Genomic DNA, 24,723 nt, shown 5'->3' with positions numbered 1-24,723 from the left:
GAACCGGATCGCGGGTCGCCCGCCTCCCGTTACCCGACCGGGACATGTGCGTGACCCTCCTGTGCTGGCCACAGCGGTGCGTGGCACGCCACGCTGCAAGCCTCACAAACGGAGGCGAACAATGCGTAATTGGTCATCGACGAGCGTCCTTCACCCATCCGTGCCGCGTTCCGGAACGCGACGCGGAAAGGCTGCGCCGGCGGTGGTCTGCGCCGCGCTCGCCCTTTCCCTGCTCGGCGCGTGCAGCGCCGACGGCATGAGTGATGCCGCGTACGAGGGGGCGACCCTCGACGAGCTGCCCGCTGCCGAGGAGTGGCGCGAGGTCCCCCCGGGCGGCGAGGAGTACGACGACTCCCCGGAGCAGCCCTTCCAGGACGTGGCCGCGAGCCCGCTGTCCACGTTCGCCTCCGACGTCGACACCGCCTCCTACAGCAACCTGCGCCGCCAGCTGCGCGACGGCCTCTCGCCCGAGGGGGTGCGGATCGAGGAGCTCGTCAACTACTTCGACTACGAGTACCCGGCGCCGGCACCCGGTGCGGAGGACCCGTTCACCGTCACGACGCAGGTCGCCGACGCCCCGTGGGCGTCCGACCACCAGCTGGCCATGATCGGTGTGCAGGCCACGGACGCGACGCCCACCCGCGCCGGCAACAACATCGTGTTCCTGCTCGACGTGTCCGGCTCGATGGCGGCGCCCGACAAGCTGCCGCTGCTCGCCGAGTCGTTCTCGCTGCTGGTGGACCGGCTCGGGGACGACGACACCGTCTCGATCGTCACGTACGCCGGGAGCAACGAGGTGCTCGCCGACTCGGTGCCGGGCGACCGCCGCGACGAGCTCGTGGGGATCCTGCGCGAGCTGCGCGCGGGCGGCTCGACCGGCGGTGCGGCGGGTCTGCAGACCGCGTACGAGCTGGCCACCGAGAACTTCGTCGAGGGTGGCAACAACCGGGTCGTGCTGGCGACGGACGGCGACTTCAACGTCGGGCCGTCGGGTCCCGACGAGCTGACCGAGCTCATCGAGCAGCACGCCCGCACCGGGGTCTACATCTCGGTGCTCGGGTTCGGCATGGGCAACCTCAAGGACAGCACGATGGAGGCGATCGCCGACCACGGCAACGGCAACTACGCCTACATCGACACGCTCGACGAGGCCCGCAAGGTGCTGGTCGACGAGTTCGACTCGACGATGTTCGTCGTCGCGCAGGACCTCAAGCTGCAGGTCGAGTTCAACCCCGCGACCGTCGCGCGCTACCGGCTGCTCGGGTACGACAACCGGCGACTCGCGGACGAGGACTTCGCCGATGACACCAAGGACGCGGGCGACGTGGGCGCCGGCCACTCGGTGACGGCGTTCTACGAGCTGGTCCCGGCGGACGGCGAGACCCGGGACGACGACCTGACGTACCAGGACGTCGAGGCGGGCGACTCCGACGACTTCCTCACGGTCCGCGTGCGCTACAAGCAGCCGGGCGCGTCCGAGAGCACGGAGGTGGTGTACCCCGCGCGGGCCGACGCCTACACGCGGACGCCCACGACGGACTTCCGGTTCGCCTCCGCGGTCGCCGAGTTCGGGCTGGCGGTGACCGGTTCGGAGCACGCCGAGGGTGCCGACCCGCGCCGCGCGCGGGAGCGGGCCGAGTCCGCCCTGGGGGAGGACCGGTACGGTCTGCGCGCGGAGTTCGTCTCCCTGGTCGACGCCTACGAGCGGCTCGCCGGCTGACGCGTCGCACCGCCGGGCGCCTACGGCGTCCGACCTCCGGCGCCACCGCGGGAGAGGGGTGCGCGGTCGGTACCGTGCGTCGGAGACGGGCAGCCGTCGGCGTCCGCCACCATCGGTCGTGCCCACCCCGGGCGTCCCGTAGTGCTCGTCACGACGCGGGTCCGCAGGGCCGGGCACGCGAGACATCCAGGAGAGACATGATCGACTTCGCCAACGCCGCCTACGTCAAGCTCAACGAGCGGAACCCCGCCGACGCGCACGCCGACCTGGCCGAGCTGCTGCTCCCGGACGAGCGGGTGCTCGTCGCGTTCCGTGGCATCCGTGACTCCGTCACGTTCACGACGAAGCGCATCGTCGCGGTGAACGTGCAGGGCATGACCGGGAAGAAGAAGGACTACACGTCGCTCCCGTACAGCCGGGTCCAGGCGTTCTCCGTGGAGACTGCGGGGACGTTCGACCGGGACACCGAGCTCGAGCTGTGGTTCAGCGGTCTGGGACTGGTCAAGCTCGAGTTCGGGGCGGGCGTCGACGTCCGCGGCCTCAGCCGGCTGCTCGCCGAGCGCTGCCTCTGACGGGTTCCGGGCGGCACCCGGTGCGTCCGGCCTCCCCGCCGTCGGCTCCCCGCCGTCGGCTCCCCGCCGTCGGGACGTCACCGTGCGGCGAGCACCTCCGTCGGCCGCTCAGCGGCGGCTGCGGCGTGCGCCTGCTGACGGGCCGACCGCTGCTGGTCGGCCCGGGCGACGAGCAGCATCGTGACCCCGGCGGCGAACACGATCCCCGACGCGGCCAGCGCGACCGGTCCGTCGGCCAGGCGCAGCACCGCCGCGCCCAGCGCGGCACCGGCACCCATGGCGACGATGGCGAAGGTCCGGTGCCGCCACTGGCTGGGCGTCTGACGTCCGCCGCCGAGCCGGCTCTCGCGCGTGACGTTGGCGAGCGTGCTGGTGACGACGACCGTGGTGATGTCGGTGTTGCCGACGGGCTTCACCGCGGCGACCTGTGCCCCCATGAGCGCGGCGAGCACGGCGGTGAGCGTGATCTGCCCGACGCCCGCCAGCTCCCCGACCGCGGCCCACACGCCGACGAGCACGAAGACCAGGGCGGTCCCGGCGACCAGGAGCCACGCGCTGCGGACCGGCAGCCCCACGGGGTGCCCGCGGCGCACCAGCCGCCCGCCGACGACGGAACCGAGCGCGAACCCCAGCAGCGCGAACGCGTTGTTGAGCAGCGGGATGTCGGGCACCCCGACCAGCGCGAACGCCAGGAACAGCACGTTGCCGGTCATGTTGCCGGTGAACACACCGTCCAGCGCGAGGAAGCTCACGGCGTCGATCGCGCCGGTCGCTGCGGTCAGGAGCAGCAGGCCGGAGGTGTACAGGCCGGCGGTGGTGGGGCGGCGCATCAGGCGTCCTTCAGCGGGGCGTGGATGTCGGTCAGGTGCTCGCGCATCGCGGCGGTGGCCGCGTCCGCGTCGTGCGCCGCCACCGCGGCGTAGATGGCGCGGTGCCCGGCGAGCGAGCTCGCGCGGGCGGCCTTGGTGGCGTGGGAGCGGCGGCGCACGGGCAGGGTCCAGTCGGCCATGAGCCCGTGCAGGGTGGTGAGCAGCGGGTTGCGGGCCGCCTGGGCGAGCAGCAGGTGGAACTCCAGGTCGAGCTCGACCGAGCGCGCGGCGCTGAGCGGGCCCTGCGACGCGTCGAGGACGTCGTGCAGCTGCAGGAGGTTCGCCGGCGTGGCGCGTCGTGCGGCGAGGCCCGCCACGGACGGTTCCACGATGAGCCGCAGCTCGGCGGCGTCGGCGCTCGCGACGCCGCTCGTGCCGGCGTTCAGGCCCTCGAGGTCGCGCTGCTCGGCCGACGTCTCGACCACCACGGTGCCGCGGCCGGGTCGCCGCTCGACGAGGTGCTTGGACTCGAGCTCGAACATCGCCTCGCGCAGCGAGGCGCGGGAGACGGAGAGCTGCTCGGCGAGCTCCCGCTCGCCGGGGAGTCGCTGCCCGGGCGCGAGCTCGCCGGTGGCGATGAGGCGCTCCAGGTGGGCGGCCAGGGTGACCGAGATGGTCGGTGACCTGCGCGCCAGCGGCGGTACCGGTGTCGTCACGAGCGTGCTCCTTCGGTGGCCGTCGTCGGTGCGGGGAGTGTGCGTACCGGCACGCTAGCAACGGGATCCGGTCAGATGGTCTGACCAATGTTTCGCCCTGGGTCGACTCGGTAAACAGTGCGTTTCCGTGTCCGGGATGCCCGTTCCCGCCCTCGGAGGCGCGTCTACCTTCATGCCACATCGGTCAGACCATCCGACCGAGAGACACCAAGGGCGGCGTCGCGGCACCTCCGTCCGGTGGGGCCTCGACGCCGGTGCCCGGCGACCGGAAGGCACCCGCGATGCGCACCACGAAGAACTCCCGCACGGCAGTCCTCATCACCGGAGCAGTCGCCACGCTGCTCGCCCTGACGGCCTGCGCGGGGTCCAGCTCGGCCGCCGAGGGCGCCGGCGAGGTCACCTACCCCGAGCTCGCCGAGTCGGCGGCCTGCGTCGAGCTGCGCGAGCAGAACCCCGACCTGGTGGGCACCACCCAGACCAACGCGCTGAACCCGCACACCCCCGGCTACGAGGTCGTCAACCCCGAGAACCCCGACGAGTTCATGGGCTTCGACATCGACCTCGGTGAGGCGATCGGCGACTGCCTCGGCTTCGACGTCGACTACCTGCCCGTCGGGTTCTCGGAGCTCGTGCCCACGGTCGCCAGCGGCCAGGCCGACTGGATCATCTCCAACCTGTACGCCACCGAGGAGCGCGCGCACGGCGGCGTCGACTTCATCAGCTACTCCAAGGTCTTCGACGGGGTCCTGGTGACCACGGGCAACCCGCAGGGCATCACCGGCATCGACACCTCGCTGTGCGGCACCACCGTCGCCCTCAACAAGGGCTACGTCGAGGTGCCGCTGGTCGAGGCGATGGTCCCCGAGTGCGAGGCCGCCGGCCTCGAGGCGCCCACCGTCAGCCTCTTCGACTCCAGCGCCGACTGCGTGCAGGCGATCCTCGCGGGCCGCGCCGACGCCTACATCAACGACGTCAACACCGTGCGGGGCTACGTCGCGCAGCACCCCGACGACCTCGACACCGCCGAGACCGTGATGCTCGACTACGAGATCGGCATCGGCGTCCTGCAGGGCGAGCACGCCTTCCGCGACGCCGTCCAGGCCGCGCTCGTCGAGATCCAGGAGTCCGGGCTCCAGACGGAGCTGGCCGGGAAGTGGTCCCTCGACGAGAACGCGCTGGCCGAGCCCGCCGTGCTGAGCGTCGGCTGACCGTCGCACCGACCGAGATGACGAGCGACGCGAGGGCGGCCTGACCATGACCGAGTTCCTGCACTACCTGACCCTTCCCTACCTGCTCGAGGGCATCGGCTTCACCCTGCGGCTCACCGCCATGGGGTTCGTCGGCGGCATGGTCCTGGGCCTGCTCCTGGCGGCGATGCAGCTCACCCGGTGCCGGGCGCTGACCTGGGTCGCCCGGGCGTACGTGACCCTCTACCGGGGCACGCCGCTGATCCTGCAGCTCGTCTTCGTCTTCTCCGTGCTGCCGCGAGCGGGGATCACCCTGTCCCCGCTCGTGGCCGGGGGTGTGGCCCTCGCGCTCAACGAGGCCGTGTTCTTCGCGGAGATCTTCCGGTCCGGCATCAAGGGCGTCGACCCCGGTCAGGTCGCCGCGGGACGTGCCCTGGGCATGCGGCCGACGTTGCTGATGCGCCGCGTCGTGGCACCCCAGGCCCTGCGGTCGATGGTCCCGGCGCTGGGCAGCGAGGCCGTCACCACGATGAAGAACTCGGCGCTCGCGTCGATCATCGCGGTGCCGGAGCTCACGCTGCGCACGCAGCAGCTCGCGTCGGCGACGTTCGACTACTTCGAGATCTACTTCGCCACCGCCGTGATGTACCTGGTGCTGACCGGGGCGCTGACCCTGGTACAGCTCGCGGTGGAGCGGGCGCTCGACCTGGACCGTCCGGCGCGGACCTCGCTGCGGACGTGGGCCGCGCGCCTCGGCCGGCCGGCGGTGGCCGTCCCGGCCACGGTCGAGCCGGACCCGCGCCGGGCGCCGGACCGTACCGACGCCGGCCTCGGCACGGTGGTCCCGCTGACCCACGCGGACCCGCCGCCGCGCAGCTTCGGCCAGGCGCTCATCGAGGCGTTCGGTCTGCGCAAGTCCTACGGCGAGAACGAGGTGCTGCGCGGCATCGACCTGCAGATCCGGCAGGGCGAGGTCGTCGCCCTGCTGGGCCCCAGCGGGTCGGGCAAGAGCACCCTGCTGCGCTGCATCAACCACCTCGAGGGTCTCGACGGCGGCGCGGTGCTGGTGGGCGGCACGGCCATCGGGTACTCGGAGCGCGGCGACGAGCTCGTCGAGCGGCGCGTCGCCCAGCAGCGGGTCGACGCCGGCGTCGGGATGGTGTTCCAGCAGTTCAACCTGTTCCACCACCTGACGGCGCGCGAGAACGTCGCGGCCCCGCTGCGCTGGGTGCACGGCTGGTCCCGCGAGGACGCCGACGCCCGCGCCGACGAGCTGCTGGCGCAGGTCGGCATGGCACACCGCGCGGACGCCCTGCCGCGGCACATGTCCGGTGGTCAGCAGCAGCGCGTGGGCATCGCCCGGGCGCTGGCGTCCAGCCCGAAGGTGCTGCTGCTCGACGAGCCGACCAGCGCCCTGGACCCCGAGCTCGTCGCGGAGGTGCTGGGCGTCATCCAGAGCCTCGCGCGGCAGGGCGGTCTGACGATGATCATCGCCACCCACCAGCTGCGGTTCGCCCGCGAGGTGGCGGACCGGGTCGTCTTCATGGCGGGCGGGGTGGTCGTCGAGCAGGGCACGGCAGAACAGGTGATCGGTGACCCGCAGGTCGAGGCGACGCGTCGCTTCGTCCGCGCGATGGACTCGGCGGAGGTCTGAGATGAGCACGGTAGGCACAGCACGCACGCACCACGTCTTCCCGGCATCCGCAGGGGTGCCGCCCCAGGTCGGCCCGTTCAGCCACGCCGTGCGGTTCGGCGACCTGCTGTTCGTCACCGGGCAGATGCCCACCGACCCCGCGACGGGGCAGCTCGTCGCCGGCGGCCTGGTGGAGCAGACCCGCCAGGTGATGGCGAACCTGCAGGCAGTCGTCCGCGCCGCGGGCGCCGAGCTGGACGACACGCTCATGGTCCGCGCCTACCTGACGGACTTCGACGACTTCGACGCGTTCAACGCCGAGTACCGCACCTGGTTCGACGACCCGCTGCCGAGCCGCACCTGCGTGGGCGTCACGGGCCTGGCGGTCGGTGCGCTCGTCGAGGTCGACCTGGTGGTCGGCATGCCGGGCGGTCCGGCGTGAGCGCCGCGACGGCGGTCGGCGTCCCCACGCTGCAGCCGGGCCGGGGCGCGATCCTCGGTGAGCACTACCTGCCCTCGCGCGCCGACGAGGTGCGCTGGGGCTGGCTCCCCAACGCCGACGCGGCGCCCGTGCTGCAGGTCGCGGACGGTGCGACGGTGACGGTCGACACCCTCTCCCACGAGGGGCTGCTGGCCGACCAGGGTCGGGACCCCGCGCGCTACATCCGCCAGTTCGGCGACGTGGACGTGCTGGACGACGCCGTGGAGGTCGCGGCGAGCGGTCTGGTCAACGGACCCCAGGACGGCCCGCACGTGGTGACCGGCCCGATCGCGGTGGCCGGCGCCCGCCCCGGCGACGTGCTGCGGGTCGACGTCCTGGACCTGGCGTACCGCGTGCCCTACGGGTTCGTCAGCAACCGGCACGGGTTCGGCGCCCTGGCGGGGGAGTACCCGCAGGACGCGGACTCGACGCCCACCCGCCACGTGGACCGCATGATCACGGACGGCTCCGTGAGCCACTTCGCGTGGGTCGACCACCGCGACGGCCGGGACGTCGGGGTCATGGAGGCCGGCCCCGGGCGCACCGTGCAGCTCGGCCTCGCTCCGTTCCTCGGGCTGATGGGGACCGCCCCGGACACCAGCGCGCCCGTGCCGTCGGTGCCGCCGGGTGACCACGGCGGCAACATGGACATCAAGCACGCCGGCGTGGGCGCCACGCTGTACCTGCCGGTGTCGGTCGACGGGGCGCTGTTCTACGCGGGCGACCCGCACTTCGCGCAGGGCAACGGCGAGGTCGCGCTCACCGCGCTCGAGGCGTCGCTGCGCGCGACCCTGCGGCTGAGCGTGGTGCCGGCGGCGCAGGCGGACGTCGCGCTCGGCGGGCTGCGCAACCCGGTCGTGGAGACGGCGACGCACTGGATGCCGACCGGCATGGACGCGGACCTCGACGAGGCGATGCGGCAGGCCGTGCGCCACGCGGTCGCGTTCCTGCACGGCCGGTTCGGGGTGCCGCGGGCCGTGGCCCTGGCGTACCTCTCGGCCGCCGGAGACTTCGAGGTCAGCCAGGTCGTGGACGCGGTGAAGGGCGTGCACTGCCTGATCCCGAAGGTGGACTGGACGGCCTGGGTCTAGCAGGACGGGCGGTGGACCGCCGGTGGGCTCGCGAGCCCGCCGGCGGTCGCCGTGTCAGACGGGCGGCGTCGTGCCCGCCAGCACCGGCAGCACGTGGTGCTCGAGCAGCGGGGCGAGGTCGTCGGGCAGGTCGCCCGCGGGGTCGAGCCAGCGCAGCTCCTCGATCTCGCCCGCGGGGGCGGTCGCGCCGTCGAGCGGGTGCTCGAAGACGGTGCCGACGACCTCGTGGCCCGCCTCGTTGGCCGCGGCGGCGCGGAACGTGCCGAGCTCGCGCAGGCGTGCCTCGTCGAGCACGACGCCGACCTCCTCGTGCGCCTCCCGCACGGCCGTGGCGGCGGCGCTCTCGCCCGGCTCCGGCTTGCCGCCGGGGAGCATGAAGCGGTGCGTGCCGCGCTTGCGCACGGTGAGGACCTCGCCCGAGGGTCGTCGCAGGACGACCGCGCTCACGCGGATGACGGGGGTGAGTGGCACGTCCCGGATCGTACGGCGCGCTGCCGGGAAGGTCGTCGGGCCGACCGTCCCTCAGCGCCCGAACAGGCGCGAGAAGAACCCTCCGCGGCTCGCGGCGGCGGCCGCGGTCTCCGCGGCGGTGTGCTGGCCGTTGCACCACTGCGACGCGGGGACGGTCTGCTTGACGGAGGCGACGTGCTGCCCGCAGCCCGCCCAGGTGGTCCTGCCGCACACGCGGCACGTCGTTGCTCGGCACATCTCGTGGTCTCCCTGGTTCGTCCGGTCCCCGGTGCTCCGGGCGATCCGACGATACCCCTGGGGGTATCGGGACGATCGCATCGAGGGGGCGTGACGTCGCACACCTCGGTGAGGTCCGCGACGAGGACGACAGCCCGTCAGGCAGCGCTCCGCGGGCGGCGCGGACCTGGCGCGTGACCCGCTGACGCTGCGACGCCGGTACGCGCGTGAGGCCCTCGACCAGGGGGTGCGGGCCGGGATCGAGGAGCACGGCGACGACTTCGTCGTGGGTGTCGTGGCCACCGAGCCCGACGAAGGCGCCGGCGCCTGGCTCGACACCGAGGACCCCGCCCTCAGCGACTGGTACCAGCCGGACGAGGGAGGCTCCGAGCCTCCGCCGGACCCGTCCACGCAGCCGTCCGCGCCATCGTCCCGCTAGGCGTCCGCCGGTACCGGTACGGCGGTGCCGCGGGCGGCCGTCGCGGCCCGCCGGTACCGCCAGACGCTGACGCAGTACAGCGTGGCGCCGAGCGTGATCATCACCGCCACGACCGGCCACGCCCACGCCGCCGGCACGTGCAGGGCCAGGAACCACGACCGGGTCGTCGGGTCGCCGCCACGCAGGATGACCGCCGGGACGATGCCCTGCGGGAAGAGCATGAGCGTGCCCAGGATCCCGGCACCGAGCACGACCGCCTGCTCTCGACCGGTCAGCTCGACCGGTCGCCGCCCCGGCACGGCGCCGGGCGCGCCGGCGGTCGGGCGGCGACCGTGCCGCAGCAGCGTGAGCAGCTCGACGCCCTGCTCGTCGAGGTGCCGCAGCGCGACCCGCGTCAGCAGGTAGCAGCACAGCGCGCCCGTGGCCACGCCGGCCACCGCGCCCCACCAGCCGGCGAGGCGCGCGACGACCAGTGCCGGCAGGGTCAGCCCGACCACCAGGGCCATCGTGAGGTACGTGGTGCCGGTCTCGCGGGCGTCACCACCCGAGGCGAGCACGTCGCCACCGCGCCGGTGCGGATCGGTGGTCGGGACGGCGGCGAGCACGGACATCGCGGCCGTCACGCCCGCGCCCGCACCCAGCGCGGCTGCCAGCGCGGCGGCCAGGTAGGGCCAGGTGCTCGCCGGGGTGCCGGCCGCCGCGACGAGGCCCGCGGTGAGGACGAGCGCGAGCGGGCCCGTGGCGAGCAGGAACGTCCCCTGGCGTGCCAGCAGGTCGATGCGCCGCGCGCCCGGCGTCACGAGCTGCAGCCACAGGGCCGTCCCGTCGCGCCCGTACTGGTTGCTCCACACCATGGCGGCCATGACGACGAAGACGGCACCTGCCCACGGCAGCATCCCCGTCCAGCCGACGAGGAGGGGCAGCGCGCAGAAGAACAGGCCGTACGCGAGCGCGAACGCGAACCGGTTGATCTGCACGAGGTCGCGCGCGGACGAGCGCAGGTGCGCCCGGACGGTCGCCCCCGCGGGACCGCGCGCGGACAGCAGGCGCCGAGGCCGGATCGACGCGCCGCGGCGGGTGGTCCGACCCTGCAGGAGCACGCACCACAGGGCGAAGGTGCCCGCTGCCAGGGCGAGCAGCGCAACGACGGCGCCCACCGCGAGCCCCCAGGCACCGCGGCCGGCCGCCTCGGCGGCGGCGAGCCCCCAGCCCGACGGGGCCGCGCGCGTCGCCACGGCCAGGGTCTGCGTCGCGTCCCGCGCGGCCAGCGCGGCGACGAGCGCCCAACCCTGGGAGGGCAGCGCGAGCGCGAGCCCCGTGACCGCGCCCGCGAGGACGGCACCCGCCCGGTACCGCACGAGCACACCGACGACGCCCACCGCGACGCGCGAGACCGTCAGCAGCACGGCGAGCTGCGCGGCGGCCGCCACCACGGCGAGCAGCGTCGCGAGGACGCCGCCGCGCACGCCGACCGCCACCACTCCGAGGACGGCCACCGCGGAGACGACCGGCGCCACACCGACCACCGAGGACGTCAGCAGCGCCCATCCCAGTCGCCACCGCGAGAGCCCGGTGGCGACGAACATCTCCGCCCGCAGCGCCTCGTCCCCGCCGGAGACCAGCGGCCCGACGACCCACCCGAGCATCCACGCGGCGAGCAGCGCGGCACCGAGGTCGGGGTCGAGCCCGCACGCCACGACCGTGCCGAGTGCGAGCAGGAGCCCGCACCCGCCCGCGAACCAGATCCAGAACGCCCGGTCGGTGTCCCGCAGCGCGTGCCGCAGCAGCGCGACGCGCATGCGCACCATGACGGCGGGGGCGCCGACGCGCCCGGCCCCGCCCGCCCGCTGCTCGTGCAGCGGCGCGGTCGGTGCGCCCGTCAGAGCCATGACAGGCCGACCGGCTCGGTCGTGAGCCCGACCAGCGAGGTGAACCGCTCCTCGAGGGACGCGCCGGCGCGGACCTCGTCGAGCGGTCCGGCGACGAGCATCCGGCCCTCGTCGACGACGGCCACGTGGTCGCAGATCTGCTCGACCAGCGCCATGACGTGGCTGGAGATGACGACGGACCCGCCGCCCGCGACGAAGTCGGCGAGGATGCGCCGGATCGTGCGCGCGGAGACGGGGTCGACCGCCTCGAGTGGCTCGTCGAGCACGAGCAGCCGCGGGCCGTGCAGCAGCGCGACGGCGAGGCCGAGCTTCTTGCGCATGCCCGTCGAGTACTCCACGACGAGGCGCTCGCGCCCGTGCGGCAGCTCGAGCGCGTCGAGCAGCTCGCCCCGGCGCTCGCGGACCACGGGCTCGGTGAGCCCGCGGAGCAGCCCCAGGTAGGTGAGGACCTCCTCGCCGGTGAGCCGTTCCGGCATCCCCAGACCGTCGGGCAGGACGCCGAGCAGGGCCGTGGCGCGCGGTGCGTCCGTCCACACGTCGACACCGAAGACGCGTGCCGTGCCCGCGTCGGGACGCAGGAGGCCGGTCGCCATCGAGAGCAGCGTCGTCTTGCCGGCGCCGTTGACGCCGACCATGCCGAAGCACGAGCCCGCGGGGACGGTCAGCGCGACGTGGTCGACGGCGACGTGGTCACCGAACACCTTGCGCAGCCCGTCGATCTCCAGCGCGGGCACACCGGTGGCGTTCGTCATCGCACGCATCACGTCCTGCCGGGTCGGGGATGTGGTGACAACGTGCCAGAAGCGACCGCCCGGGTGAAGCGCTTTAGCGCGATGCGTGCGCGAGCCCTTCCCGCGTAGCGCCTCAGAGGCGCGCCGCCAGCGCGTACCCGTTGTTGACCGCTTCCCCCACCTTGGCCGGCTGCACGCAGTCCCCGACGGCCTCGACGGGCAGGCCCGCGGCGGTCAGCTCCGTGAGCAGGTCGGTGCGCGGCCGGCTGCCGAGCGCGAGCACGATCGTGTCCGCCGGCAGGGTCGCCGGGCCGTCGGGCCCCTCGACCAGGACGCCGTCGTCGGTGATCTCCTTGACCCGGGTGCTGGTCACCAGCCGCACCCCGGCCTCGTCCAGGTCCCGCAGCAGCGTGATCCGGTTGACCAGCAGCATGTCCCGGGCGATCTCGTCGAGCATCTCCACGACGGTCACGTCGTGCCCCTCGCGCGCGAGCTCGAGGGCCGCGTCGGAGCCGGAGAGCCCGCCGCCCACCATGACGACGCGGTGCCCGACGGGCGCGCCCTGGTGGAAGCGCAGGACGTCGACGACGTCGTCCCGGTCCGTGCCGGGGATGCTCGCGGGCACCAGCTGGACCGACCCCGTGGCGACGACGACCTGGTCGGCGTCGCGCAGCTCGGGGGAGTCCGCCGTGATGCGGTGGCCCAGGTGCAGGGTGACGGGCAGGTCGGCGAGCTGCCCCTGCCACCAGTCGACCATGCGCCGCAGCTCGCGCTTGAAGTCCGGCGTCGCGGCGGGCCAGAGCACCCCGCCCGCGTGGTCGTTCTCGTCGTAGACGTCGACACGGTGCCCGCGGGACGCGGCGACCCGGGCCACCTCCAGCCCGGCCGGCCCGGCGCCGACGACGACGACGTGCTTCTGCTGCGGCGCGGGGCCGGGCAGGTGCGCCTCGACGCCGACCTCGGGGTTGACGGCGCAGCCGATCGGCTGCCCGACGAGGATGTTGCCGACACAGAGCTGGTTGCAGCGGATGCAGGGCCGGACCGCGTCGGGCCGGGCGGCCGCCAGCTTGCGCGGCAGGTCGGGGTCGGCGATGAGCGCACGGCCCATGCCGATGAAGTCCACCTCGCCGGCTCCCACCGCGCGGTCCCCGATCTCCGGGGTCATGTTGCCCGTCGCCATGACGGGCACGTCCACCACGCGGCGGACGGCCGCGGCGCCCGGCAGCAGCGGGGCGTCGCCCATGTAGTACGGCGGGAAGATCCAGTCGACGGTCTCGAACGCGCCGTCGTCGACCATGAGCAGGTCGATGCCCGCACCGGCGATGACCGGCGCCATCTGCAGCGCCTCGTCCAGGCTGCGGCCGCCGGGCATGTGGTGGTCGACCGTGAGGCGGAAGGTGATGGCCAGGTCCGGCGCGGCGGCGCGGGCGGCGGCGATGAGCTCGAGCGGGAAGCGCAGCCGGTTCTCCAGCGAGCCGCCGTAGCGGTCCGTCCGCTGGTTCCACTGGCTGCTCATGAACTGGTCGATCAGGTACCCGGTGTGGGAGTGGATGTCGACCGCGTCGAACCCGGCGGCGGCCAGCCGCGCGACGGCCGGGCCGTAGTCCGCCACGAGCTGCTCGACCTCGGCGGTGGTCAGCTCACGGCAGAGGCGCGTGGGGTCGGACAGCCACGGCGTCGCCGACGCCGACACCGGGACGTCGCCGCCCGGCTCGGCCGGGCCCACGCGGCCGGACCCCGGCGTGAGCTGCCCGGCCAGCAGACCGCCCTCGGCGTGGACGGCGTCCGCGAGCCGCGCCAGGTCGGGGACGACCGAGTCGTCCTCGACCTTGGGCCAGCCCTCGTTGTCCTCGAACCGTGACGTCGTCGTCATGGTCCCGGTGATGATCAGGCCGACGCCACCCGCGGCGCGGGCCGCGAAGTACGCGACCTCCTGCTCCTCGACGCGGCGGCCGAAGCCGATGTGCATCGGTGGCATGACGATCCGGTTGCGGGTCTCGAGCCGGCCGATGCGGCCGGGGCTGAGCAGGTTGTCGAACACGGCGCCCCCCTGACGTCGACGAACCCTTCGACGCTACGTCCGACGCCCTGGGGGCGCACCCGGCCGCGGGCGTCCCGGGGCGGGTGCGTCAGGCGGCGGGCGCGTCAGGCGGTGGGTGCGTCAGACGGTGGGTGCGTCAGGCGGTGCGCGCCGCCAGGAACCGCCGGACCGTCTCCGCCGCCACCGCGTGGTCGACGACGTCCGGCTCGCCCGACGTCGTCAGGGTGCCCACGACCTCGCCGGCGACGCGCAGGGGCACCGACCCGCCGTGCGCCTTGAAGCGGACGTGGTCGACGTCGGTGCGCTGGTCGAAGGGCGTGCCCGCGGCCTCGTGGCGCCGACGGACCAGCAGCGACGCCTCACCGAGGCGGTGCACGACCCGCGCCTTGCCCTCGAGCCAGGGCAGGTTGCCCGCGCCCGTCGAGCCGGTCATGGCCAGGAAGACCGTCTCGCCGTGCAGCTCGACGCGCACCGCGAGGTTCGCGCCGCGCTCGCGGACCACGGCGACGGCCAGCAGACCGAGGTCCACGGCGTCGTCCTGCGTGAACGCCGGCAGGTCGAGCACCGGCTCGGCCTCGAGGTCGGCGACGGTGAAGGTGGGGAGCTCGGTCACGGGCCCATCCTGCGGCATGAGGTGGGGCGACGACCTGAACCGCGCCGATGCCGGCGGAGGCGCTAGGCGGGGAGCACGTACCGGTACATCAGCAGGTAGTGCAGCACGGAGGCGAGCACCACCAGCACGTGCCAGATCTCGTGGAAGCCGAGCACGCCGGGCAAGGGGTTGGGTCGCTCGACCACGAACACGACGAACCCCACGCTGTAGACCAGCCCACCGGCGGCCATCAGCACGTACGCCCCCACGGGCAGGTCGACACCGGCGCCGACGAGCACCACCGGCATCCAGCCCATCGCGATGTACAGCGTGTTCGTCACGTACTTGGGCAGCTCGCGCAGCGCCGACCGCAGCGCGATGCCGACCGCGGCGACCGCCCAGACCGCTCCCAGCACGGCCCAGCCGTAGGCGTTGCGGAACAGCACCAGCACCAGCGGCGTCACCGACCCGGCGATCAGCACGAACACCGACGCGTAGTCGAGCGTCCGCAGCACGCCGTTGACGCGCGGCCCCCGGTCGATGCCGTGGTGCAACGTGCTGGCGACGAACAGCAGCAGCACGGACGCGGCGTAGACGCTGAGCCCGACGATCTTCCACAGGTCGCCCCCGGTGACCGCCTGGGCGACGAGCACGGCGCCCCCGACCAGCGCGAAGCAGCTCGCCGCGAGGTGCGTGACGGTGTTGACCCGCTCGTCGGTGACGTGCACGCTGCCGTCGCGGCTGAGCCGCGGTGGTGGGGTCGTCCCCGGCGTCGGCGTGGTGCGTGCGGACGTGGTCTCCACCGTTGCGTTCCTCCTGGTGAGCCATCGGTCCGGCCCGTCCGGGAGCCTACCCGCGCGGCACGGGCGCAGCGGGTGCACAGGTCTCGCGCCGGGGTGGGCGGTTCGTCACAGTGCGACGTCACAGCGCGACGACGCACGCCGGACGTGTCAAGCGGGTGACGGATCGGCATCGACGCCCACGCCGCGGCGGGCGGGGCCCTACGGTGCCGACATGGCGACGACCTCACCGCGGCCACCGCGGCTGCGCGCTGCGGCCGTCGCCGTCGTCCTGCTGGTGGGGGCAGGTGCGGCCGTCGCGACCTCGCCACCGGTGCAGGACTGCCCGGACCCGCCGTCCGCCGGTGAGGTCGGGGAGTTCTACGGCCCCCAGGAGCACGACTCGTGGACGGACCGCACGGCGACGCCCGCGGCGTTCGTGGGCGGCGGGTACGACGTGGTCGACGTCGGGGTGCGCGCACCGGGCTGCCTCACGGCCGACGACGTCGACGTCCCCGTGCACGTCGACCTCCGGATCGGCGGGGTGGGCACCGAGCCCGTCCCCGACGACGTGCTGCGCACCCTCACGGTGAGCGACGGGCGTGGCCGCACGTGGCTCCCGGCCGAGGTGACCGCGCGCGGCTGGGTGCCGCCCCGCTCGGAGGGTGCCCGGCCCGTCGAGGGGTACGCGGGCGTGACCTTCCTGCTGCCCGTCGACCTGACGTCGCCCGTGTCGTTGCACCTCGGTGACCTGAGCAGCGCGACGCTCGACCGGCTCTCGCTCGACGCGCCCGACGCGCCCGCGGCCACCCCGTGAGTCGTCCGACCACCGCCGGGCGCCGCGTTCCGGGGGAGCTCGTGCTGCACCCCGTGCCGCTCGTGGCGCTCGCGGTGCTGCTGCTCAACGACCACGTGCTGAAGGCGGCCGCTCCCGGCTGGGTGACGGGCAAGCTCTCGGACGTCGCCGGCCTCGCGTTCTTCCCGTTCCTGCTGCTGGCAGCGCGTGACGTCGTGACGCGGCGCGCGCCGACCGTCGCGGCGGCCCAGGTCGCGGCCGCGCTCACGGCACTGGTGTTCGCCGCGGTCAAGCTCTCGGCAGCGGCGCGGGACGTGTACGTCGACGTGGTCGGGGCGCTGCGGTTCCCCGTCGACGCGCTCGTCGGCGGGGTGGCTGCGCCCGTCCGGGTCGTGGTCCAGCCCGACGCGACCGACGTGTGGACCGTGCTGGCCTGCGCCGTGGTGGTGCTCGTCGTGCGGCGGGCCGTCCCCGGCCCGTCGCCCCGCGACCTCGTCGGCGAGCAGGACGTCCCGCTCGCCGTCCGGCCCTGGTGCCCGCAGCCGTCACCTGCCACGATGCGCCGGTGACCGTCACCGACGTCGACCCGTCGACCCGCGTCACGCCCCGCGTCCCGGAGGTCGCGAGCTGGGGCCGGCGCGTGATCGCCGCGCTCCTCGACGGCGCGGTCCTCGGGGCGGTCGCGTGGCTCGTGGGCGGTGACCGGATCGCGGCCCCGTCGTTGCAGCCGACCTTCGACACCGGCACGGACGCCGACCTCCTGCCGTGGACCTCGTCGGCCGTGGTCGTGACGGCCGTGGTGCTGATGCTCGTGCTGCAGGGCCTGACGGGCCAGACGCCCGGGCGCCGCGTCGTCCGGCTCCAGGTCGTGCGCGCGCCCGCCGACGGCCCGGTCGGCGGCCAGCCGGGCGTCCTGCGGTCGGTGGTGCGGTGCTGGGCCCACCTGCTCGACGCGATCCTGCTCATCGGCTACCTGCGCCCGCTGTGGCACCCCGAGGGGCGCACCTTCGCCGACAGCCTCGTCGGCACCGCGGTCGTCCTGCGGCCCCCGAGGTCCGACGGCCGCGGCCGTGCCGTCACCGCCGCCGCGTGGGTCGTCATCGTCGTCGGACTCGTCCTCGGGGTCCGGCTCGGTGACGCGGGCGGCGTGACGCGCGACTCGTCCGCGTCCTGCCGGCTCGAGACGCAGGACGCCGACGCCCCGCTCCGGGTCGATCGCGTGACGCTCGTCCGCGAGATCGAGTGGCGGCAGGCGCAGCGCCTGTGGCCGTGGCAGGGCGACGCGCGCCGCGCCGAGACCACGAGGCTCGCCCTCGAGGTCGCGTGGCGCCCGACGGGCCCCCACGAGCCCGGTTCCCTGCTCGTGCGCACGACGACGTCCGACGGCGCCACGGTCGAGAACGCGGCGTGGTCCGGCGACGGCCCGATGACGACGTTCCCGCTCGAGGGCGCTGCACCCGTCGACGTCGAGGTGCTGTTCGACGGGCGCACGCTCACGACCTGCACGGCGACGCTGCTCACCGGCGGCTGAGCGCCGGGCGCCCGTCACAGCGTGACGATGCGCCCCGACGCCACCGTCCGCCGTCCGCCGGACCCGAAGTCGATCGTCACCCTGCCGTCGCGCACGTCGACCACGCGTCCCAGCCCGTGCGTGTCGTGCGTGACCCGCTGCCCGACGCTCAGCGCGGACGTCGGGCGCGGCGTCGGCACGTCCGGGCCGCGTCCCGCCCGCGGCGCCGTGAACGCGCCGAGGTACGGCGACGGCGTGTTCGCCCGCCCGCCGCGCCGCGCTGCCGCCCACGTGGCGACGACGTGCCGCCGGGCACGTGTCACCGCGACGTACGCGAGGCGCCTCTCCTCGGCGATCTCCGCGGAGGTCGTCGCGTACACCGACGGCAGCGAGCCCTCGGTGGCGCGCGCGACCACGCACGCCTCCCACTCCAGCCCCTTGGCCTTGTGGATGGTGCTGACGGTGACGGCGCCGCGGCCGGGTGGCGCGTGGTCCTCGGCGGCGCGGCGGTCGAGGTCGGCGGACAGGGCCCGCACGGTGCCGGCCGGTGGCAGGGACGCGACCAGCGACCGCAGCGCCTCGAGGGCGTCCCAGCGCTCGCGGGCGGCGCCCGTGCCGTCGGGCGGGGCGTCGGGGTCGTGGCCGACGCGCGCGAGCACCTGGTCCAGCACCTCGGCCGCGTCCGCGTCCGGCGCGCGCGCGACGTGCTCGCGCAGCAGCGCGAGCACGTGCGCGACCTCGCGGCGGTCGAAGTACGCCTGCCCGTCCGCGGCGACGACCGCGATCCCTGCGTCGCGCAGTGCCGCGGTCAGCGCGACGGCCTGCGCGTTGAACCGGTGCAGCACCGCGATCTCCTCGGCCGGCACGCCCGCGTCCAGCCACCCGCGCACCGTCGCGACGATCCGTGCGTCCTCGTCGTCCTCGTCGTCCGCCCGCACCACCTGCGCCGTCGGCCCGTCGCCGAGCACGCCGACGAGCACCGGGCCCGCTGCCTCCGGTCGCCCGGCCATGAGCCGGTTCGCGACGTCGACCACCTGCGTGGTCGAGCGGTAGTCCTGCACGAGGTCGACGGTCACCGCGTGCGGGAACCGCACGGTGAAGTCGCGCAGCAGCGAGGTGTCGGCGCCCTTGAACGCGTAGACCGCCTGCCGGGCGTCGCCCACCACGGCGAGCGTGTCGCGCGTGCCGAGCCACGCGTCGAGCAGCCGCTGCTGCGCCGGGTCGGTGTCCTGGTACTCGTCCACGACGAACGCGGCGTACTGCCGTCGCACGGTGGCGACGACCTCGTCGTCGTCCTCGAGCAGCCGCGCGCACGTGGCCAGCAGGTCCGCGAAGTCCAGCACGCCGGCCGCGCGCTTGGCGGTGGCGTAGCGGCGCATGGCGCCCGCGACCGTCGACAGCCGCATGCCGGGCCTGCGCCCCGCGGCCTCGGCCTGCACCTCGTACTCCTCGGGGGTCAGGTCGCGTGCGGCGGCCCACGTCAGCTCGGTCGAGAGGTCGGTGACCATCGACGCGTCGACGTCCCGCGCGGGCGTCCGCAGCACCGCACCGAGCGCACCACGCAGGTAGCGGTACTGCGCGCCCGGCCCGTCCGCGTCGATGAGCACCGGGCCGTCGCCCGGCAGGCCCGTCGCGCGCCAGAAGTACCGCAGCTGCCGCAGCGCCGCGGCGTGGAACGTGCGCGCCTGCACACCGCCCACGCCGAGCCGCGCCAGGCGGTCGCGCATCTCGCCCGCGGCCTTGCTCGAGTGCGTCACCGCCAGCACGACGTGCGCGGGGACGTCCCCGGTGAGGTGCTGGTACGCGATGCGGTGCGTGATCGTGCGTGTCTTGCCCGTCCCGGCGCCCGCCATGATCCGCACGGGGCCGGGCGGTGCGACGACGGCGGCGGTCTGCCGCTCGTCGAGGCCGGCGAGCACGCGGTCCGCGCCGCCCCCGTCCCGTCCGTCACGCACGAGGCACGACCGTACGTGCCGTGCGGTGGCCCGCGCACGCGCGGGCGCGGTGGGCCGCGTCACGCGGTCGCGGAGCCGTCCGTCGGAATGCCCTCGTGGCCGGTCCACCGGCGTCGGCACGACGACCGCGTGACCGTCCCCCTGCAGATCACGTTCGACGACGAGAAGCGCACCGCGCACGAGGACCGCTCCCGCGGTCATGACCCTGCGACGGCGGGACCGCCCCGGTGCGGTGGCGTCCGGCCTCCGCGTCGGGGGCGCGCCTGCGTCGTCGTCGAACGGTGGGTCGTCGTCGAGTGGTGCGTCGTCGAATGGTGCGTCGTCGTCGGGCACCACGCCGACGGGGGACATGAACGACGGGACGCCCCGGACGGTGTCCGAGGGCGTCCCGTCGTCACGGGCCGTGCGCTCAGTCGATGAGGTGGCGCTCGTCCAGGACGTCCGCGCCGGCGCCGGCCAGCGCGGCCTCGTGCGCGCGGAAGTGGTGACCGCAGAAGAGCAGGTCCGACCCGCCGGGGAGGGTGGCACGGACGTAGGCCTGGGCACCGCAGCGGTCGCAGCGGTCCTGGCGGGTGAGCTGGGCGGTGGGGGCGTCGGCAGTGGTGACGGTCATGGCCGGTCTCCTCGTCTCGCGGGGCCTGCGGCGCACGTCCGGATGACGGAGGCCGCAGGTTCTGCTCACCTGAACCATCGCCCATCGCGGGGCCATCCCCCAGCGTGTTCGCTCAACGGGGAACCGCCGCCGCACCCAGCACGACGCCCCACGGCCCGTGAGCTCGGGCACGAGCTCGCCGAGCTGGACGACGGAGCGCCCCTGCGGTCCGCTTCCGAGGAGCGGGCCGCAGGGGCGCGTCGGGGTGGATCAGGCCGGGCTGGTCACCGCTGCAGGGTCAGCAGGCCCGGGCGGTACGGCAGGGCGCCGTAGTCGCCACCGGAGCTGGGGCTGCGGCCCTGGTAGAGCAGCTGCAGGTTGCACGGGTCGACCGTCATGGTCTGGTCCGCGCTGGTGCGCAGCAGCTCCCCGTGGCTGATGTCGTTCGTCCACGTCGCGCCGCTGTTGGCCTTGCCCGCGAACGGGTTCGACTCGGTGGCGGCCTGCGGGGTCCACTGCCCGTCCAGGCTGGTGGCCGTGAAGGACCGGAAGTACCGGCCCTGCGACCCCATGGCCTCGACGATCATGAGGTACCGCTGCTGGCCGGCGAGCTTGTAGACCTGCACGGCCTCGAACAGGTTGGCCTGGGTGTCGGTCATGATCGTCGTGTAGTTGGACCCGAACGATCCCGGGAAGTTCCCGATCGGCATGCTGGCCCGGTAGATGCGGCCGTTGTCGCCGGCGAAGAACAGGTACATGTTCCTGTCGTCACCGATGAGCGCCTGGTCGATCGGACCGGTCCCCGAGTCGGAGATCGACCCGGTGAAGAGCGTCTGGTGCGCGCCCCAGCTGTTCGGGTCGGTCGGGTTGGTCGACGTCCGGTAGGAGAACGCCGGGCCGCCCCACTGGTAGGCCAGCACCCAGACGTTCTTGGGCGCGAAGTAGAACAGCGACGGCGCGACGGCCGTGAACGGCATCGTCCGCTGCTGCGCCGAGGCCATCTGCGACCAGCTCGAGAACGGGGCGAACGCGGTCGACTGCCACGCGGTGCCGGTGTTCGTCGTGGCGTACACGAGCTGCTGGCCGTTGACCGGCGCGACCGTGAAGTCCTTCAGCGACACCCAGCCGGAGCGCGGCTGCGCGAGGACGCCGGAGTCACGCCAGCGGTACGACGACGGCAGGTTGCAGGTGCCACCGCTCGGCGGCGGGGTCGTCGGGTTGGCGGTGGGCGCGGGCGTCGTCGGGTTCGGTGCCGGGTTGCCGCCGCCCCCGAGCTGCACGAGCTGCCACTGCTGGTTGGTGCCGCCCCAGCTGGAGTACTGCACGATGTTCGCGCCGTCGGCGGTCGAGGCGCCCTGGACCTCGACGGCCAGCCCGGAGTGCTGGCTGATGAGCGTCACGTAGCCGCCGGCCACGTCCTGCAGCCGGAACTGCTGGTTGGCCTGGTTGCGGTCGGTGTACTGCACGATCGCGCCGCCGTTGGCGGTGGACCAGTTGTGGACGTCGAGGACCTTGCCGGACAGGCGGGACTTGATCCGGTAGGTGCCGTTGCCGGCGTCGACGAACTGCCACTGCTGCTGCGAGCCGTCGTTGCGGGTCCACTGGGTGATGCGGGCGCCGTCGGCCGTCGACAGGTTGTAGACGTCGAGCGCCTTGCCGCTGCCGCGGTTGATCAGCACGTACGACGCGTTCGTGTCGACCGTCGCCGCGGACGCCGCGGGGGCGGTGACGACCGCGAGCCCACCGGCGGTGACCGCCAAGGCCGCCGCTGCGAGCACGGACGCCAGCCGGCGTCGCGCTCCTTGCACGGGGGCCACGGCCCCGGGTGCACGTGCTGGTCTCATGCTGCTCTCCTTCGAGTCACGGGATCGAGCGGGGGACTGTTGTGACGTCACAGCACCGGGTCGGCCTCGTCGTCGCCCGGCGCTGCGGTGGCGATTGTGAACCTTCACATTGCCACGCCGGGCCGGGGGGCTGAAGGGGTGCGGGGGTGTCCTAAACGTTTCGTCAGCCGCTCGGGGAACCACTGGCCGCGTCTCGCGGTAAGCGGTCACCCGCACGTGGTGGTGCCGGGCGTCGTCGACCTGCACGCGTTCTCTCCCGTCGGATTCGGCTCAGATCGTGGCCTGTGCGCCCGATGGGCCGGGCGCCGTCACCTTGACGGCGAGAAGGGATGTCGTACGTGCTCATCACAGAAGTCGAAGGAGCGCCGCCGAGCTCGCGGCCTGAGGCCCGCAGCACGGGCTCGGAGGCCGAGGCCTCGTGAGGGCGATCAATCCGTATCGCAGCCGCCCGGTGGAGCTGACCCGGGAGGCGCCGCGCGCGCACTCCCACGGACTCGACGGGGTGCTGTGCGCCCTCGTCCTCCCGCTCGCGCCGGGTTGCGGACTACCGCGGACCGACGTGTCGTTCGACGAGGGTGCTCCCTACGACGAGCTCTTCACCGCCGGCCCCGGCGCGGACTTCTCGCGGGTGACAGGCTCAGGCGCCGGCGCGGCACGCGCGGTCGGGCGTCGCGTGATCGAGCTCGGCGGTGGCGAGGTGCGGTTCGGTGTGTCGGTCGGCACGGCCGACCAGCACGATGCCGGCACGGATCGCGGCTGGCGCGTGCGCCCGGCGGTCTGCCTGACCCTCTGGGAGACGGGTGCCGGGCCGGTCCTGACGGTCGAGCGCCTCGACAGGCGCCCTGACCGGGTCGCCCCGCTGGTGAGCGGCCCGGCGATCGACCGCGACGTGGCGCTCGCGCTGACCGGGCTGCTGCAGGGCACCGGGCTGACCGCGCACGACGACCTGTGGACCTTGTTCGACGTCCGCCCATCTCGCTCGCCGTGGGCGTCGTTCGGAATCGGGAGGCGGAAGGTCGCTCCCCCCGCGCTCGTCGACCTCGTCGCACGGTCCGTGCGCCACGTGCGCGGTGTGCCCGTGACGGAGGCGCTGCTCGTCGTCATCGCGCCCGATGCGGGTGGTGCCGTGGACGTCCTCGAGTCCGGCGAGGACGAGGACGCGGTCGAGGTGTCGCAGGACTCGGGCTGGCCCCACACGTGGTCGCGCTTCGCGATGGCCGGCGAGCCGGTCCGGCCCGGGGCTTCCAGCCTCGTCAGGGACGACGCGCGTGCCGTGCTGGTCGACCTGGAGTCGACGTCCGTGTTCCACGACTACGAAGGAGCCCGCATGGCGGCGATGGTGGGTCTGACGGTCCCGCTCGTGGCGGACAGGGCACGGGTGCACCGCGCGTTCGGGGCCGTGCACGCCACGGTCGTCGACGCGTCGTCCGAGGTGTCGGAGAAGCTCGCCACGGTCGCGACCGTCCGTGAGTTGCTGCTCCGGCGCGAGCTCGGCGCGCTCATGGCAAGCCCGGAGCAGTTCGAGACCTGGTCGAACCCGGCGCTGCTGACGAAGCGGCTGGACGGGGACATCGCGGACGCCGACCGTGAGCTGGTCGATGCGCTGCCGCGTCTCGTCGACGCGGCCGGTGCGGAGCTGGAGAAGCGGCTCGAGTCGCGGCGGGAGATGTGGGACGACAGGTTCACGGTGCTCGGAGGGGTCGCGGCGGTGGCGACGCTGGTCGGGCTGTTCGCGGCGTTCGCCTCGTTGCCCGGCCCGGCCAGCGGGTCCTTGCTCGACTCGATGCCCGACGCGGTGGTCGCCACCGTGGTCGGCATCGCCGCAGGGCTGCTCCTCGGGTTCGGTGTCGTGGCCGGAAGGCGGCGGTCCCGATGAGCGCGGACGCCGAGGAGAAGCGTAGGTACGAGCAGGCGCAGCGCAGGTACGAGGCGGCCATGTCGCCCGAGTACCAGGCAGCACTGCGCGCGCAGACCGAGTACGACGCCACGCCCGAGGGGCAGCGGATGCTCGCAGCGGAGCTCGAGACGGCCGACCCCGCCGCGGCCCGGGGGCTCCGGGCACGCGCCACGGCGGGCGTGTCGGCACGCCGCGCATGGCGGGAGCAGGCGGGCTTCATGGGCGCGGAGGACGCCGCGGCGTCCGACGACGCCTGGCGCGCGATGGTCGCGCTGCGCCACGAGCTGGGCTACCAGGCGAGCCTGCTGGCGGCCCAGACGGAGGGGTTCGGCGATCCTCCGGACATCTCGGTGGGGCCGGTTCTCGCGCTGTTCGACGAGGTGGCTCGCCTGGACCGCGAGCAGCGCGATCCGGCCGAGGCTGAGACGGTCGACCCCCTGTCGTACGCGACGCGCGCCGACCTCGTCGCCGAGTGGGTCGACGCCGACCTCCGGCAGGCCGATCCCGGGGACGTGCCGGTGCTCATCGCGCTGGGTCTCGATGTCCGGTGGGACGTCGAGACCTCGACGGTCATCGTCCGTGGCGATCTCGATGCCGCCCACCGTTGGGGGTACGCCACGGGCGCGACGCGAGCAGACGGGAGCACCGAGGTCGTGCTCGCGCCGTGCATCGACGTGCACTTCGCCCGCTCGAACCGCTCGACCGCGTGAGGCGCGGCGCCCTGGCCCGTCACGTGTGACGGGCCAGGGCGCGGCTCCTCGG

24 protein-coding genes are annotated in these 24,723 nt (G+C 74.1%); 12 read left to right on the top strand and 12 right to left on the bottom strand.

Annotation, left to right across the window (positions count from 1 at the left end; translation table 11 throughout):
- Positions 1 to 256: 256 nt before the first annotated feature.
- Positions 257 to 1,720: a vWA domain-containing protein gene (locus KG103_RS14585; RefSeq protein WP_243656164.1), complete on the top strand. Its 1,464-nt coding sequence runs from the start codon at positions 257 to 259 to the stop codon at positions 1,718 to 1,720.
- A gap of 197 nt (positions 1,721 to 1,917) precedes the next feature.
- Positions 1,918 to 2,292 (top strand): PH domain-containing protein, encoded by a 375-nt coding sequence (locus KG103_RS14580; RefSeq protein WP_207339246.1) that lies wholly within the window; start codon positions 1,918 to 1,920, stop codon positions 2,290 to 2,292.
- Positions 2,293 to 2,369: 77 nt separating this feature from the next.
- Here the strand turns inward: KG103_RS14580 and KG103_RS14575 are convergent, their stop codons facing one another.
- Both KG103_RS14575 and KG103_RS14570 read right to left on the bottom strand, forming a co-directional pair.
- Positions 2,370 to 3,122 (bottom strand): YoaK family protein, encoded by a 753-nt coding sequence (locus KG103_RS14575; protein WP_207339245.1) that lies wholly within the window; start codon positions 3,120 to 3,122, stop codon positions 2,370 to 2,372.
- Complete coding sequence (locus KG103_RS14570; protein WP_249670612.1) at positions 3,122 to 3,817, bottom strand: FadR/GntR family transcriptional regulator; 696 nt, start codon at positions 3,815 to 3,817, stop codon at positions 3,122 to 3,124. The genes KG103_RS14575 and KG103_RS14570 overlap by 1 nt, the downstream gene beginning before the upstream one ends.
- Before the next feature lie 281 nt (positions 3,818 to 4,098).
- Between KG103_RS14570 and KG103_RS14565 the strand changes: the two genes are divergently transcribed.
- From KG103_RS14565 to KG103_RS14550, 4 genes are read left to right on the top strand one after another with little or no spacing between them, the layout of a single operon-like run.
- The gene (locus tag KG103_RS14565; protein ID WP_207339244.1) at positions 4,099 to 5,025 is read left to right on the top strand and encodes an ABC transporter substrate-binding protein; all 927 of its coding nucleotides are present in this window, start codon (positions 4,099 to 4,101) and stop codon (positions 5,023 to 5,025) included.
- Positions 5,026 to 5,071: 46 nt separating this feature from the next.
- The gene (locus tag KG103_RS19140) at positions 5,072 to 6,658 is read left to right on the top strand and encodes an amino acid ABC transporter permease/ATP-binding protein (protein ID WP_207339243.1); all 1,587 of its coding nucleotides are present in this window, start codon (positions 5,072 to 5,074) and stop codon (positions 6,656 to 6,658) included.
- 1 nt (position 6,659) lies between these two features.
- Positions 6,660 to 7,079 (top strand): RidA family protein, encoded by a 420-nt coding sequence (locus KG103_RS14555; protein WP_207339242.1) that lies wholly within the window; start codon positions 6,660 to 6,662, stop codon positions 7,077 to 7,079.
- Positions 7,076 to 8,209, top strand: a complete 1,134-nt coding sequence (locus tag KG103_RS14550) for an acetamidase/formamidase family protein (RefSeq protein WP_249670611.1) — start codon at positions 7,076 to 7,078, stop codon at positions 8,207 to 8,209. Before KG103_RS14555 ends, KG103_RS14550 begins: the two co-directional genes overlap by 4 nt.
- 54 nt (positions 8,210 to 8,263) lie before the next feature.
- Here the strand turns inward: KG103_RS14550 and KG103_RS14545 are convergent, their stop codons facing one another.
- Both KG103_RS14545 and KG103_RS14540 read right to left on the bottom strand, forming a co-directional pair.
- On the bottom strand, positions 8,264 to 8,680 hold the full coding sequence (locus KG103_RS14545) for an NUDIX hydrolase (RefSeq protein WP_207339241.1): 417 nt from the start codon (positions 8,678 to 8,680) through the stop codon (positions 8,264 to 8,266).
- A gap of 51 nt (positions 8,681 to 8,731) precedes the next feature.
- On the bottom strand, positions 8,732 to 8,917 hold the full coding sequence (locus KG103_RS14540; protein WP_207339240.1) for a hypothetical protein: 186 nt from the start codon (positions 8,915 to 8,917) through the stop codon (positions 8,732 to 8,734).
- 226 nt (positions 8,918 to 9,143) lie between these two features.
- Here KG103_RS14540 and KG103_RS14535 point away from each other — a divergent pair, with 226 nt between their 5' ends.
- Positions 9,144 to 9,335 (top strand): hypothetical protein, encoded by a 192-nt coding sequence (locus KG103_RS14535; RefSeq protein WP_207339239.1) that lies wholly within the window; start codon positions 9,144 to 9,146, stop codon positions 9,333 to 9,335.
- Here the strand turns inward: KG103_RS14535 and KG103_RS14530 are convergent.
- From KG103_RS14530 to trhA, 5 genes are all read right to left on the bottom strand, one after another.
- Positions 9,332 to 11,224, bottom strand: coding sequence for a hypothetical protein (locus tag KG103_RS14530; protein WP_207339238.1), 1,893 nt, complete (start codon positions 11,222 to 11,224; stop codon positions 9,332 to 9,334). The two genes, KG103_RS14535 and KG103_RS14530, sit on opposite strands and share 4 nt — an antisense overlap.
- Entirely contained in the window at positions 11,215 to 11,976 is a 762-nt protein-coding gene (locus KG103_RS14525; protein ID WP_207339237.1) for an ABC transporter ATP-binding protein, read from the bottom strand. The genes KG103_RS14530 and KG103_RS14525 overlap by 10 nt, the downstream gene beginning before the upstream one ends.
- 112 nt (positions 11,977 to 12,088) lie before the next feature.
- Positions 12,089 to 13,996, bottom strand: a complete 1,908-nt coding sequence (locus KG103_RS14520) for an oxidoreductase (protein ID WP_249670610.1) — start codon at positions 13,994 to 13,996, stop codon at positions 12,089 to 12,091.
- A gap of 136 nt (positions 13,997 to 14,132) precedes the next feature.
- Entirely contained in the window at positions 14,133 to 14,609 is a 477-nt protein-coding gene (locus KG103_RS14515; protein WP_207339236.1) for a heme-binding protein, read from the bottom strand.
- Positions 14,610 to 14,671: 62 nt separating this feature from the next.
- Positions 14,672 to 15,391, bottom strand: coding sequence for a PAQR family membrane homeostasis protein TrhA (gene trhA / locus KG103_RS14510; protein WP_207339235.1), 720 nt, complete (start codon positions 15,389 to 15,391; stop codon positions 14,672 to 14,674).
- A 211-nt stretch (positions 15,392 to 15,602) separates the two neighbouring features.
- Here trhA and KG103_RS14505 point away from each other — a divergent pair, with 211 nt between their 5' ends.
- The 3 genes from KG103_RS14505 to KG103_RS14495 are packed head-to-tail and all read left to right on the top strand — an operon-like array spanning position 15,603 to position 17,694.
- Complete coding sequence (locus KG103_RS14505) at positions 15,603 to 16,184, top strand: hypothetical protein (RefSeq protein ID WP_207339234.1); 582 nt, start codon at positions 15,603 to 15,605, stop codon at positions 16,182 to 16,184.
- The gene (locus KG103_RS14500; RefSeq protein ID WP_207339233.1) at positions 16,181 to 16,732 is read left to right on the top strand and encodes a hypothetical protein; all 552 of its coding nucleotides are present in this window, start codon (positions 16,181 to 16,183) and stop codon (positions 16,730 to 16,732) included. The genes KG103_RS14505 and KG103_RS14500 overlap by 4 nt, the downstream gene beginning before the upstream one ends.
- Complete coding sequence (locus tag KG103_RS14495) at positions 16,729 to 17,694, top strand: RDD family protein (protein ID WP_207339232.1); 966 nt, start codon at positions 16,729 to 16,731, stop codon at positions 17,692 to 17,694. Before KG103_RS14500 ends, KG103_RS14495 begins: the two co-directional genes overlap by 4 nt.
- A gap of 14 nt (positions 17,695 to 17,708) precedes the next feature.
- On the opposite strand, the gene KG103_RS14490 is transcribed toward KG103_RS14495, so the two are convergent.
- From KG103_RS14490 to KG103_RS14480, 3 genes are all read right to left on the bottom strand, one after another.
- On the bottom strand, positions 17,709 to 19,628 hold the full coding sequence (locus KG103_RS14490) for an ATP-dependent helicase (RefSeq protein WP_207339231.1): 1,920 nt from the start codon (positions 19,626 to 19,628) through the stop codon (positions 17,709 to 17,711).
- 409 nt (positions 19,629 to 20,037) lie between these two features.
- On the bottom strand, positions 20,038 to 20,241 hold the full coding sequence (locus KG103_RS14485) for a DUF7455 domain-containing protein (protein ID WP_207339230.1): 204 nt from the start codon (positions 20,239 to 20,241) through the stop codon (positions 20,038 to 20,040).
- Positions 20,242 to 20,504: 263 nt separating this feature from the next.
- Positions 20,505 to 22,064, bottom strand: coding sequence for a non-reducing end alpha-L-arabinofuranosidase family hydrolase (locus tag KG103_RS14480; protein ID WP_207339229.1), 1,560 nt, complete (start codon positions 22,062 to 22,064; stop codon positions 20,505 to 20,507).
- Positions 22,065 to 22,623: 559 nt separating this feature from the next.
- Between KG103_RS14480 and KG103_RS14475 the strand changes: the two genes are divergently transcribed.
- Together KG103_RS14475 and KG103_RS14470 are read left to right on the top strand one after the other, a co-directional pair.
- Entirely contained in the window at positions 22,624 to 23,940 is a 1,317-nt protein-coding gene (locus tag KG103_RS14475) for a hypothetical protein (RefSeq protein WP_207339228.1), read from the top strand.
- A complete protein-coding gene (locus KG103_RS14470) occupies positions 23,937 to 24,671 on the top strand; it encodes a hypothetical protein (protein ID WP_207339227.1) in 735 nt (244 codons plus the stop codon). The genes KG103_RS14475 and KG103_RS14470 overlap by 4 nt, the downstream gene beginning before the upstream one ends.
- Positions 24,672 to 24,723 lie beyond the last annotated feature (52 nt).

The sequence above is a fragment of the Cellulomonas wangleii genome (assembly GCF_018388445.1).
Lineage (GTDB): Bacteria > Actinomycetota > Actinomycetes > Actinomycetales > Cellulomonadaceae > Cellulomonas > Cellulomonas wangleii.
This window is presented reverse-complemented; position numbering and strand designations above follow the sequence as displayed.

Bases quoted from the DNA above. Each gene is read 5' to 3' on its own strand.
- KG103_RS14585 (WP_243656164.1), top strand. From the start codon at position 257: ATGAGTGATGCCGCGTACGAGGGGGCGACCCTCGACGAGCTGCCCGCT.
- KG103_RS14580 (WP_207339246.1), top strand. From the start codon at position 1,918: ATGATCGACTTCGCCAACGCCGCCTACGTCAAGCTCAACGAGCGGAAC.
- KG103_RS14575 (WP_207339245.1), bottom strand. From the start codon at position 3,122: ATGCGCCGCCCCACCACCGCCGGCCTGTACACCTCCGGCCTGCTGCTC.
- KG103_RS14565 (WP_207339244.1), top strand. From the start codon at position 4,099: ATGCGCACCACGAAGAACTCCCGCACGGCAGTCCTCATCACCGGAGCA.
- KG103_RS19140 (WP_207339243.1), top strand. From the start codon at position 5,072: ATGACCGAGTTCCTGCACTACCTGACCCTTCCCTACCTGCTCGAGGGC.
- KG103_RS14555 (WP_207339242.1), top strand. From the start codon at position 6,660: ATGAGCACGGTAGGCACAGCACGCACGCACCACGTCTTCCCGGCATCC.
- KG103_RS14540 (WP_207339240.1), bottom strand. From the start codon at position 8,917: ATGTGCCGAGCAACGACGTGCCGCGTGTGCGGCAGGACCACCTGGGCG.
- KG103_RS14530 (WP_207339238.1), bottom strand. From the start codon at position 11,224: ATGGCTCTGACGGGCGCACCGACCGCGCCGCTGCACGAGCAGCGGGCG.
- KG103_RS14525 (WP_207339237.1), bottom strand. From the start codon at position 11,976: ATGACGAACGCCACCGGTGTGCCCGCGCTGGAGATCGACGGGCTGCGC.
- KG103_RS14505 (WP_207339234.1), top strand. From the start codon at position 15,603: ATGGCGACGACCTCACCGCGGCCACCGCGGCTGCGCGCTGCGGCCGTC.
- KG103_RS14485 (WP_207339230.1), bottom strand. From the start codon at position 20,241: ATGACCGTCACCACTGCCGACGCCCCCACCGCCCAGCTCACCCGCCAG.
- KG103_RS14480 (WP_207339229.1), bottom strand. From the start codon at position 22,064: ATGAGACCAGCACGTGCACCCGGGGCCGTGGCCCCCGTGCAAGGAGCG.
- KG103_RS14470 (WP_207339227.1), top strand. From the start codon at position 23,937: ATGAGCGCGGACGCCGAGGAGAAGCGTAGGTACGAGCAGGCGCAGCGC.